Raw genomic sequence first — 11,940 nt, 5'->3', positions numbered from 1 at the left:
TCGTTCTGCCAGGGGCGCGTGCAAGTCAACGCCGGGAAGGCCGATATCGAGGTCTTCTAGAAACGCGCACGCATCGGAAGCTCCTTGTCTGGAGCGATTCCAATGCAGTCGCCAACTATCGATGAATTCTAAAGTGCGCTTACACGAACGCGACGTCGATCTTGTTGTCCGACTTGGAGAGCATGCGGCAGGCGCGCGAAAGTCCATCGCTGGCGATCGCGAGCTTGAACTGCTCGGGGATGTCGGCGGTCGAGATCACCTCGATCGTGGCCTCGTCGTCCGCCAGCGTGCGCACCGTGCAGTCGAAGGTCGAGCGGCCTGCGTTGAAGGTGATCTGGCCGGCCTTGAACACCCGCCGGCGCGCGGGAGAGATCGACGGCGCGGCATCGACCCAGGCGATCACACGATTGCGGCCGGCACTCTTGGCGGAATACATCGCGAGATCGGCGTTGTGCAGGGCGTCGTCGAAATGCTGGCCGGGAAGCAGCGATGCGGCACCGAAGCTGCAGGTTACCGGGACCGGGCCGCAGGGCGTGTCGACGCTCTCGGCCGCGATGGCCAGGCGCACCTTCTCCAGCGTCGTCATGGCGCCGGCAAGATCGGTGTGCGGCAGCAGAACGGCGAACTCCTCGCCGCCGATGCGGCCGATGATGTCGGAGCCGCGCAGATTGTTGCGGCAGGTCGCGATGATCGACGCCAGCACGGCATCGCCGGCGGCGTGACCGTGGCGATCGTTGACCTGCTTGAAGTGATCGACGTCGAGCACGGCGAGCGTCAGCTTGTGATGGTGCCGGTTGGCGAGCGACGACAGGCGCTGCGCTTCTGCACGGAAGGCGCGGCGCGACAGCGCGCCGGTCAGATTGCACTGCATGCTGAGATTGCGCAGCAGCAGCTCGTCGACCGCGATCGCTGCGAGATCAACCAGAACCGCGAGCTCCCCCGCCTCGAACTCGCGCGGCTTTGTATCCATCACACAGAGCGTGCCGATGTTGACGCCGGAGATCTTGAGCTGCACGCCGGCATAGAAACGGATGAACGGATGTCCGCGGACGAAGACATTGTCGGTGACGCGGGGATCCTCGTAGGTGTCGGGAATGACGAGGGGGGTATCCTGCGCGATGGCGAGGCTGCACAGCGCCGGGCGGCGATCGGTCTCGCGATCAGCCATGCCGACCTCGGCCTTGAACCATTGCCGGTGTCCGTCGATCAGCGTCAGCGTCGACATCGACACGCCAAAAATCCGCTTGCTCAGCGCCGTCAGGCGATCGAACGCGGGCTCCTTCGGCGTGTCGAGAATGTCGAGCGACGCGAGCGTGTCGAGGCGGCGGGCTTCGATGGTGGGCGTGATTGGCATTGTGTCTGGCTCCGGTGGCGCAGCTATGCGCGGGCCGATTAACGCCAAATTGAGCCGCGGGATGTCGGGAACCCGAATGCTTAAGGCTTTGCTAAGACGGGCGGGATAAAATGGCATATCAGCCCCGCCAATTCTCGCGAGCACCAATGATTTTCTCCCGCATCAGTTTCAAGCTGGTCCTCATTGTCGGCATCAGCCTTCTCGGCATGATCGCGCTGGCACCGATCGCGCTGTCGACGCTGCGCAGCCAGATGATCGCCGACCGTCAGGCCAAGACGCAGCATATGGTCGATGTCGGCTACGGGATTCTCGCGCATTACCAGAAGCTCGAGAGCGAGGGAAAGCTCACGCGCGAACAGGCGCAGGCCGGCGCCATGGCCGAGATCAAGAGCCTCCGCTACGACAAGGTCGAGTATTTCTGGCTTAACGACATGACCCCCAAAATGATCATGCATCCGATCAAGCCTGAGCTTGACGGCAAGGATCTCGCGGGGATGAAGGATCCCTCCGGCAATGCGCTGTTCGTCGGCTTCGTTGACGTCGTCAAGAAACAGGGCGCGGGTTTCTACAGCTACCTCTGGCCGAAGCCCGGCTTCGACCAGCCGGTCGGGAAGATCTCCTATGTGAAGGGCTTTGCGCCCTGGGGCTGGATCATCGGCACCGGCATCTATCTCGACGACGTCGACGCCGTGTTCCGGCAGGACGCGATGACGTTCGGTTTTGTCTGTCTCGCGGTCTTCGTACTGGTGCTCGGCGCGTCCTTCCTGATCGGCCGTAGCGTGACCAGGCCGCTCGCGAAAATCACGGGCCTGACCGAGCGCCTCGCTGCCGGCGACAGCGCCTTCGAGGTGCCCTACACCAACCTCAGCAACGAGGTCGGCGGGCTTGCCAAGGCGCTCGCCGTGTTCAAGGACAACGCGTCGGCGGTCGGCCGGATGCATGCCGAGCAGCAGGAGACGAAGCAGCGGGCCGACGACGAGAAGCGCAAGACGATGACCGATCTCGCCGGCAAGTTCGAGGCGAGCGTCCAGGCCGTCGTCCGCGACGTCTTCAACGAGGCGCGGGCGATGCAGCAGGCCGCCCAGGGCATGTCGGAGACCGCTGATAAGGCGACCGACCGCGCGAGCTTCGTCGCCACTGCGTGCCAGCAGGCCTCGAGCAATGTGCAGACGGTGGCCTCCGCCGCCGGCCAGCTGTCATCCTCGATCACCGAGATCAGCCAGCGCGTCGCGCAGGCAGCAAGTGTGGCCGACAAGGCGGCGGCCGACGGCCAGCGCACCAACGACACCGTGCAGGGACTGGCCGCGGCCGCCCACAAGATCGGCGAGGTCATCGACCTCATCAACCAGATCGCCTCGCAGACCAATCTGCTTGCGCTCAATGCCACCATCGAAGCCGCGCGTGCGGGCGAAGCCGGCAAGGGCTTTGCGGTGGTCGCGAGCGAAGTGAAATCGCTGGCCAGCCAGACCGCGAAGGCGACCGACGAGATCGGCGCGCAGATCTCCGCGATCCAGGCCGAGACCAACCAGGTCGTCGGCAATATCGAGAGCATCCGCGCCACCATCATGGAGGTCAACGAGATCTCCTCGTCGATTGCCGCCGCGGTCGAAGAGCAGGGCGCGGCGACGCAGGCCATTGCCCACAGCGTGCAGGAGGCGGCGTCCGGCACCGACCAGGTCTCGCAGAACATCTCCGGCGTGACCGATGCGACGGCGGAAACAGGCGCGGCTGCAGGGCGCGTGCTACAGTCGAGCGGACGCCTGACCGAAAAGCTGCAATCGCTGGAGAACGAGGTCAGCGCCTTCGTTGCCGGCGTGCGGGCGGCCTAGTATAGCGGGGGATGGGCCAAAACTCCGATCGCCGCGCGCGCATCCTCCTGATCAATCCGAACAGTCTCGAGGCGACCACGGCAATGATGGTCGCGATTGCGACGTCTGTCGCCGGCGACGGCTTCGACATCGAAGGCGCCACGGCGACGCGTGCGCCCTCGATGATCGTGACACCCGAAGCGCTCGACACTGCCGCCCCCGAGGTCGAAGAGATCGCACGCGCGCATCAGGGCGCTTGCAACGGCATCATCGTCTCGGCGTTCGGCGATCCCGGCCTCGTGGGAATCAGGTCGGCGATGAAGCTGCCCGCGGTCGGCATCGGCGAGTCCGCGATGCTGGAAGCTGCCGAAGGCGGCCGCCGCTTCGGCGTCGCGACCACGACGCCGCTGTTGAAAGCAAAGATCGACGCGCTACCCGACGCGTTGGGATTGCGATCCCGCTATACGGGCACCCGCTTCGCCGACGGCGATCCGCAGGAGTTGATGCGCGACCCGGCACGGCTGCGTGCGGCGCTCGCCGGAGCGGTCGAGGCCTGCATCGCGCAGGACGGCGCGGAGGCTGTCATCATCGGCGGCGGGCCGCTCGGCGAGGCTGCGCGCGAATTGCAGCCGACGTTCACCGTGCCGATCATCGCGCCGATCCCGTCGGCCGTGGCGCGGATCGTCCGCCTCGTGACGGTGTAGTTTTTCCGCGGCGCGGCATCGGCCGCGACGTGGAAAACTGTTTTCCTTGACATGACCTCTGCCGTGCTCGACCTGTAACCATGTCGATTGGCGGCATCGCGCGTGCCGCAGCGAACAAGAAAAGCACACGGGAAAGACGTCATGAGTGCAGGCCTCACCGAAAAGGACTACCTCGCCACCTTGCGCGGCCTGTGGGAGAAAGCCTGGCCGAAGGGCATGCCGCGCTCGCCGAACTATCTGCACGGCGAAGTTCCCCTGACGGAATATCTGCGCGCCTGGGCGAAGCAGAGCCCGGCGCGGCCTGCGGTGATCTTCTACGGCCATGTCACGACCTATGCGGAGCTCGACCAGCAGAGCGATCGCTTTGCGGCGCTGCTGCAGGCCAAGGGCGTGCGCAAAGGCGATCGTGTCGCCGTCTTCCTGCCGAACTGTCCGCAATTCCACATCGTGTTCTTCGGCATTCTGAAGCTCGGCGCGGTCCATGTTCCCGTGAGCCCGCTGTCGCGCGCGTTCGAACTGTCCTACGAGCTCAACGACACCAAGGCCGAGGTGATCGTGGCGCTGGACCAACTCATCCCCGTGGTGGAGCAGGTCCGGGGCGAGGTCAGCCTGCGCGAGGTCATCGTCACCAGCTTTGCCGATGTCGTGCCGGCAACGCCGGCATTTCCGACGCCGGACTCGATCCGCATGCCGCGGATCGCAATCCCGGGCGCGACCGATCTACTGCCCGCGCTCGCCGCACTGCCGGCGCCATCGCCGCTGCCGCCGCCCGGTCTCGATGAAGTCGCCGCACTCAATTACACCGGTGGCACTACCGGTATGCCCAAGGGCTGCGTCCACACCCATCGCGACATGGTCTACACGGCGGCCGCCAATTACAGCATCTCGGTGCTGTCGGACGCGAGCAGCGTCTTCCTGTCGTTCTTTCCCGAGTTCTGGATCGCGGGCGAGAATTTCGGCCTGATCTTCCCGCTGTTCTCCGGCGGGACGCTGATCCTGCTGGCCCGCTGGGACGCCGTCGGCGCGATGGCCGCGATCGACAAGTACAAGGTCACGATCACGGCGATGCCGGTCGATGGTGCGGTCGAACTGATGGACCATCCGCGCTGGAACGAGTTCGATCTGTCGTCGCTGAAGCAGGTCCGCGTCGTCTCCTTCGTCAAGAAGCTCAATGCCGACTATCGCAAGCGCTGGAAGGATCTCACCGGCACGATCCTGATGGAGGCGGCCTGGGGCATGACGGAGACCCACACCTCCAACACGTTCACATCAGGCTTCCAGGACGACGATTTCGATCTCAACAACCAGCCGATCTTCGTCGGTCTGCCGGTGCCCGGCGCCGAGTTTAAGATCACCGATTTCGAGACCGGTGCATTGCTGCCGCTCGGCGCCGAAGGCGAGATCCGCGTGCGGACGCCGTCGCTGCTCAAGAGCTATTGGAACAAGCCGGAGGCAACCGCGGAGTCGCTGATCGATGGCTGGCTGCGCACCGGCGACATCGGCACCATCGACAAGGACGGATTTCTGCACTTCCTCGGCCGCCGCAAGGAGATGCTGAAGGTCAAGGGCATGAGCGTGTTTCCGCCGGAGATCGAGGCGCTGCTCGGCCAACATCCGAAAGTGCTGGGCTCCGGCGTGGTCGGGCGCGACGATCCCGACAAGGGACAGGTGCCGGTGGCCTACATCCAGCTCAAGCCGGAAGCGGTCGGCACGATCTCCGCGGCAGACCTGCGCGCCTGGTGTGCCGAACGCATGGCGGTCTACAAGATCCCGGAGGTGCGCATCATCGAGGCGCTGCCGTTGACGGCCACGGGCAAGGTGAAGAAGCAGGACCTCAACCCGAACCAGCCTGCTTCAGTCTGAGTGAGAGACCGATGTCGTTCAAAAAGCTCCTGATCGCCAATCGCGGCGAGATCGCCATCCGCATCGCGCGCGCAGCGGCCGATGCCGGCATCGCCACGGTCGCGATCCATCCTGCGGATGATGCGCTGTCGCTCCATGCGCGCGTGGCCGATGAAGCGGTCGAAATCCCCGGCCGCGGCGCGCGGGCCTATCTCGATATCGAGGCCGTGGTGAAAGCGGCCAAGGGCGCCGGCTGCGATGCCGTGCATCCCGGCTACGGCTTCCTGAGCGAGAACGCGGCATTCGCCAAAGCCTGCGCCGACGCAGGGATCACCTTCGTTGGACCAAAGGTGACGGCGCTCGAACTGTTCGGCGACAAGGTCGCCGCACGACAACTGGCAAAACGCTGCGGCGCGCCGATCATCGCCGGGACCAGCGGGCCGTCGTCGCTCGACGAAATCACGGCGTTCTTCACCTCGCTCGGCAGCAACGCGGCGATCGTGATCAAGGCCATGGCCGGCGGCGGCGGCCGCGGCATGCGTGTGGTCGAGGACGCATCCAATCTCGCGGAGGCCTATGCGCGCTGCCAGTCCGAAGCCAAGGCGGCCTTCGGCTTCGACGGCGTCTATGCCGAGCGACTGATCCGGCAGGCGCGCCATATCGAGGTGCAGATCATCGGCGATCGCCACGGCGCGATCTCCCACCTCTGGGAGCGCGAATGTACCATCCAGCGCCGGCACCAGAAGCTGATTGAGGTGGCGCCTAGCCCCTCGCTCAGCGACGGCTTGCGTGGCCGCATCATCGAGGCGGCGAAGCAGCTCGCGACAGCCGCGTCCTATGACAATCTGGGCACCTTCGAGTTCCTGGTCGACGGCACGGCCGAGGACAGCTTTGCTTTCATCGAGGCCAATCCGCGGCTCCAGGTCGAGCACACCGTGACGGAGGAGGTGCTTGGCCTCGATCTCGTCCGCGCCCAGCTCGCGGTTGCCGCAGGCGCTTCGCTGGCCTCGCTCGGCCTCGCGCAAGGATCGATCCCGAAGCCGCGCGGCTATGCCATGCAGCTCCGCGTCAACATGGAGACGCTGGACGAGACCGGGGCGACGCATCCGACCGGCGGCGTGCTCGCCGTATTCGAGCCGCCGTCAGGCCCTGGCGTCCGCGTCGACAGCTTTGGCTATGCCGGCTACAAGACCAGCGCGGCGTTCGACTCCCTGCTGGCCAAGGTGATCGTGCATACGCCGGGTGAAGCCTGGCACGACATCGTGGCCAAGGCTTCGCGCGCTTTGCGTGAGTTCCGGATCGACGGCGTCGTCACCAACATCGCGTTCCTGCAGGCCGTGCTGGCACACCCCGACTTCAGGACCAATCGCATCGCGACCGACTTCATTGATCGCAACATCGCAAAGCTGGTTGAGGCGGCCGACGGCGCGGCCAAGCCGCTGTATTTTGCCGCAGCCGAGCGTAGCGGTGCTCACGGCGCCGAGGCGCATGCCGCGCAGGTCGTGCCGGAAGGCGCGGTGATGGTCGCGGCACCCCTGCAGGGGACCATCGTCACCATTCAGGTGACGGAAGGCGAGATCGTGCGTCCTGGCCAGCAGCTCGCGGTGATCGAATCCATGAAGATGGAGCATCTGGTCATGGCCGAGCAGGGCGGCCGCGTCATGACGCTTGTCGCCGGCGACGGCGTCACCCTGATGCATGGCGAGCCGATCCTGTATCTGGAGCCGCTCGACGTCGCGGCCGATCACACGGCGGCGGAAGCCGACATCGATCTCGACCACATCCGTCCCGATCTGGCCGAGCTGATCGCGCGCCAGGCCAACACGCTCGATGCGAACCGCCCGGCCTCGGTCGAGCGCCGCCGCAACACCAACCAGCGCACCGCGCGCGAAAACGTTGACCAACTCGTCGACGAGGGCTCCTTCATGGAGTACGGCAGCCTCGCGATCGCAGCGCAGCGCCGCCGCCGCAAGCTCGACGATCTCATCAAGAACACGCCGGCGGACGGCCTCGTGATGGGCGTGGCCACCGTCAACGCCGAAAAGTTCGGCGGCGAGGCCGCGCGCTGCATCGTCGTGGCCTATGACTACACCGTGCTCGCGGGCACGCAGGGCCACATGAACCACAAGAAGATCGACCGCATGCTCACGCTGGCGGAAGACTGGCGCGTACCGCTGGTGTTTTACGCCGAAGGCGGCGGCGGCCGGCCCGGCGACACCGACCGGCTCGGCATGACCGGCCTCGACGGCCCGTCCTTCGTGCAGTTCGCAAAGCTCTCCGGCCTCGTGCCTGTGATCGGCGTGGTCTCCGGCTATTGCTTCGCCGGCAACGCCGCAATGCTCGGCTGTTGCGATGTCATCATCGCCACCAAGAACGCCTCGATCGGCATGGGCGGCCCCGCGATGATCGAGGGCGGCGGGCTCGGCGTCTATCACCCGGCCGAAGTCGGTCCGGTCTCGTTCCAGTCGCCGAACGGCGTCATCGACATCGTGGTCGAGGACGAGGAGGAGGCGACGCGCGTCGCGCAAAAATACCTGTCCTATTTCCAGGGTGTGATGAGCGATTGGGAAGCTGCGGATCAGCGCCTGCTCCGCCGCGCCATCCCCGAGAATCGTCTTCGCGTCTACGACATCCGCAGCGTGATCGATCTCGTCGCCGACAAGGACAGTGTGCTGGAGCTCCGCCGCGACTACGGCGTCGGCATGATCACCGCGCTGATCCGTATCGAAGGCAAGCCGTTCGGCCTGATCGCCAACAATCCGCGCCATCTCGGCGGCGCAATCGATGCCGACGCCGGCGACAAGGCTGCGCGCTTCCTCCAGCTCTGCGACGCCTTCGACCTGCCGATCGTCTCGCTCTGCGACACGCCCGGCTTCATGGTTGGCCCGGAAGCGGAGAAGACCGCGATCGTGCGCCATGTCTCGCGCATGTTCGTCACCGGTGCGAGCCTCACCGTGCCCTTGTTCGGTATCGTGCTGCGCAAGGGCTATGGACTAGGTGCGCAATCGATGATCGGCGGCGGTTTCCACGCCTCCTTCTTTACGGCAGCCTGGCCGACCGGCGAGTTCGGCGGCATGGGCCTGGAGGGCTATGTCCGCCTCGGCTTCCGCAAGGAGATGGAGGCGATCGCCGACCCCGAGGAGCGCGAGACCTATTACCGCAACAAGGTCGCCGAGCTCTACGCCAACGGCAAGGCGGTCTCGATCGCCTCGGTGTTCGAGATCGACAACGTCATCGACCCCGCCGAGACGCGGCGCTGGATCATGGCGGGGCTCCGTTCGGTGCCGAAGCCGCCGGTGCGGACGGCGAAGAAGCGGCCGTGCATCGACACCTGGTGAGGGCAGTGCAGCAATAGCCTGCGTCCCGGTTCCCGATTGACATCCCCGCCTGTGCTGCCAGACTTTGCACAATAATACAGGGTGGAGACGTCCGCGATGGCCAGCCTTTCGGCCTCGAACCATGTCGCCCGTGTCTTGTCCGTCGCCAATCAGGTTAATGACCGTTTGGCCGACGTCGACGCCTCTTCGCGCATCGAGAACTCGTGGCGGCGCTGCCTGATCAGCCACAAGCTCGATCCTGCCCGGCAGGGCCCGCCGCAGACACTGACCGAGGCCGAGGTTCGTCACGTCGCTGAGCCCCTGGAAGAGACCATCCGGCTGCTGACGCCGGAGCTCGACGATCTCGCCCGCGTGCTGCGGGACGCCGGCTATTGCGTCAACCTCGCTGACGCGAACGCGACCATGTTGTTCAGCCGCCTGCCGGGCGAGGCCGACGCACGGATGTTCATGGACTGGAAGATCTACACCGGTTCGAATTTCGCCGAGACGTTCGAGGGCACCAACGGGCTCGGCACCTGCCTCGCGGAGCAGAAGCCGATCCTGGTGCATCGCGACGAGCATTTTCGTGCGCAATGGCACATGTTCTCCTGCGCCGTGGCGCCACTGTTCGATCAGGCCGGGCGCCTCGCCGGCGCGGTCAACATCACCTCCTGTCGTGAAGATCTCGAACGGGCCGCGCATCAGCTTGCGCTCGCGGTGACGATGGAGGCGACGCGGCGGATGGAGGGCGCGATCTTCCGCGATCATTTCCGAAACGCCTGGATCGCAACAGTGCCGGGTGATGGCGGCAGTGGCCTGCTTGCTTACGATGACGATCGCCGCATCGTCGGCGCCTGCCGGTCGGCGCGCGCATTGCTGGGCCTCACCGACGGCCTGATCGCTTCGGGCATCGATCTGTCGCGCTATATCAAGCTTGATCACGCGCGCAACGCAGACGAGATCGTCGAGCTGCGCCGCGCCGATGGCCGTCCGCTGGGGCAAAGCCATGTCGCCCCGCCCCTGCGCGCAAAATCCACCATGCTTCGCCGCGATGCGCCGGTCGATCGCTTCGACGCGCTGCATCGGCTCGCAGGCGGCGATCCGGGCCTCGTCAAAAGCGTGAAGCGGCTGCGGAGCATCGGCGATCACAATCTGCCGGTGCTGCTGCATGGCGAGACCGGCGTCGGCAAGGACGTGTTCGCGCGCGCGATTCATGCCGCGAGCAACCGTGCCCGCAACAATTACGTCGCGCTGAACTGTGCGGCGATGCCGGAGAGCCTGATCGACGCCGAGCTGTTCGGCTACGAGGCCGGCGCCTTCACCGGCGCGCGGCGCGACGGCTCGAAGGGCCTGATCGTGCAGGCCGACGGCGGCACGCTGTTTCTGGACGAGATCGGCGACATGCCGATCGCGCTGCAGACCCGGTTGCTGCGCGTGCTGGAGAACCGCGAAGTCTGGCCGCTCGGCGCGCTCAAGCCGGTGCCGGTGGATATTCGCCTGATCAGCGCCACCCATCGCGATCTCGGCCGCATGGCCGAGGAGGGGGCTTTCCGTGCCGACCTCTATTTTCGCCTGCGCGGCATGGAGGTACGGCTGCCGGCGCTGCGCGAGCGCGCTGATAGGGATGACATCATCCGCCAGATCGCGCGCGAGGAGGCGCCGAACTGCCGCCTCTCGGGCGAAGCCTGGTCGCTGCTCTCGGCCTATTCCTACCCCGGCAACATGCGCCAGCTCCGCCACGTGCTCCGGCTTGCCGGCTGTACGGCGGAGGATGGCGTCATCATGGATGCCGACCTCGATCTGCCGCCGTTCGGCGGGAGAACGGCGGGGATTGATCTCGAAGCGGCCGAGCGAGCCACCATCATCGAGGCGCTCCGCAAGCACTGTGGCCGCGTCACCGAAGCTGCCCGCGCGCTAAAACTCAGCCGGGCGACGCTGTATCGCAAGATCAAGCAGCTGAAGATCGAGACGGCGCAGTAGCGCTCGGTACCTGCCACCGCACGTCTGATCTAACGCCGGCTCAGCCGCTCGCGCAGAAATTCGATGAAGCGCTGCGTCTTGGCTGGAAGCAGCCTGGTCTCGGTGACTGCGTAAATGGTCATGGGCAGGCCCTGCCATTGCGACATGATGCGGCGCAGCCGTCCATCTGCGAGTTCGTCGGCGACGATTTCCTGCGGCACGAAGGTGATGCCCATGTCGAGCGTCGCGAGGCGGCGGAGCATGCCGATGCTGTTGAGGTGGAAGCGTCCGTTAACGTCGGCCTCGACCGTTCGCGTTCCGTTGTGCAGCGTCCAGCTGCTCACTCTCGTCTGGCAGAGACATTGATGGCGCGCGAGATCTGCCGGTTCATGCGGTTCACCGTTGAGTTCGAGATAACGCGGCGAGGCGTAGAGATTGGCGTGCAGTCGGGCGAGCGGTCGCGCGATCATGTGCGACGCCGGGGAATCTCCAATCCGGATCGCGAGATCGTACGGTTCGGAGACCAGGTCGACGCGTCGCGGCGTGAGATCGAACTCGAAATCGATACCGGGATAATGCTGCGCGAATTCGGTGATCAGCGGCGCGAGATAGGTGTTCGCGAAGTCCACCGGCAGTGAGACGCGCAGCGATCCGCTTGGATGGGCCAGCATATCGCCGAGCTGCTCGTGTGCCAGGCGTGCTTCGTCGACGATGCGCTTGCAGCGCTCGAAATAGAGCTGGCCAGCTTCGGTCAATTCGATCTTGCGCGTGGTCCGGTTCAGCAGGCGAAGTCCGATTTCCTTCTCGAGCAGGCTGATCCGTCGCGACAGGGTCGAGTTCGGCATATCGAGCGTCGCGGCAGCGCCCCGGAAGCTTCGGGCTTTCACCACCTCCACGAACAGGGCCATGTCGTTCAACAGCTCCATACAATTATCCCATATATGGATGAATCTATT

The 11,940-nt window shown here is 65.4% G+C and carries 7 protein-coding genes; 5 read left to right on the top strand and 2 right to left on the bottom strand.

All coding sequences use genetic code 11. From position 1 onward, the window contains the following. Positions 1-139 precede the first annotated feature (139 nt). Positions 140-1,354: a sensor domain-containing diguanylate cyclase gene (locus tag NLM32_RS40255; RefSeq protein WP_254134197.1), complete on the bottom strand. Its 1,215-nt coding sequence runs from the start codon at positions 1,352-1,354 to the stop codon at positions 140-142. Between the two features lie 146 nt (positions 1,355-1,500). Between NLM32_RS40255 and NLM32_RS40250 the strand changes: the two genes are divergently transcribed. The 5 genes from NLM32_RS40250 to NLM32_RS40230 all read left to right on the top strand — a co-directional run bounded on the left by NLM32_RS40250 (position 1,501) and on the right by NLM32_RS40230 (position 11,005). Continuing rightward, positions 1,501-3,183 (top strand): methyl-accepting chemotaxis protein, encoded by a 1,683-nt coding sequence (locus tag NLM32_RS40250; protein ID WP_254134196.1) that lies wholly within the window; start codon positions 1,501-1,503, stop codon positions 3,181-3,183. Positions 3,184-3,194: 11 nt separating this feature from the next. Continuing rightward, positions 3,195-3,866: an aspartate/glutamate racemase family protein gene (locus tag NLM32_RS40245; protein WP_254134195.1), complete on the top strand. Its 672-nt coding sequence runs from the start codon at positions 3,195-3,197 to the stop codon at positions 3,864-3,866. Positions 3,867-4,007: 141 nt separating this feature from the next. Next, positions 4,008-5,729: an AMP-binding protein gene (locus tag NLM32_RS40240; protein ID WP_254134194.1), complete on the top strand. Its 1,722-nt coding sequence runs from the start codon at positions 4,008-4,010 to the stop codon at positions 5,727-5,729. 11 nt (positions 5,730-5,740) lie between these two features. Next, positions 5,741-9,046, top strand: a complete 3,306-nt coding sequence (locus tag NLM32_RS40235) for a carboxyl transferase domain-containing protein (protein WP_254134193.1) — start codon at positions 5,741-5,743, stop codon at positions 9,044-9,046. Positions 9,047-9,142: 96 nt separating this feature from the next. Further along, the gene (locus tag NLM32_RS40230) at positions 9,143-11,005 is read left to right on the top strand and encodes a sigma-54-dependent Fis family transcriptional regulator (RefSeq protein WP_254134192.1); all 1,863 of its coding nucleotides are present in this window, start codon (positions 9,143-9,145) and stop codon (positions 11,003-11,005) included. Positions 11,006-11,034: 29 nt separating this feature from the next. Here the strand turns inward: NLM32_RS40230 and NLM32_RS40225 are convergent, their stop codons facing one another. After that, positions 11,035-11,910, bottom strand: coding sequence for a LysR family transcriptional regulator (locus tag NLM32_RS40225; protein ID WP_254134191.1), 876 nt, complete (start codon positions 11,908-11,910; stop codon positions 11,035-11,037). Between the last annotated feature and the right edge of the window lie 30 nt (positions 11,911-11,940).

Source organism: Bradyrhizobium sp. CCGUVB14, from assembly GCF_024199935.1.
GTDB lineage: Bacteria > Pseudomonadota > Alphaproteobacteria > Rhizobiales > Xanthobacteraceae > Bradyrhizobium.
The sequence above is the reverse complement of the archived record's forward strand: the minus strand, read 5'-3'. Positions and strand labels throughout refer to the sequence as shown.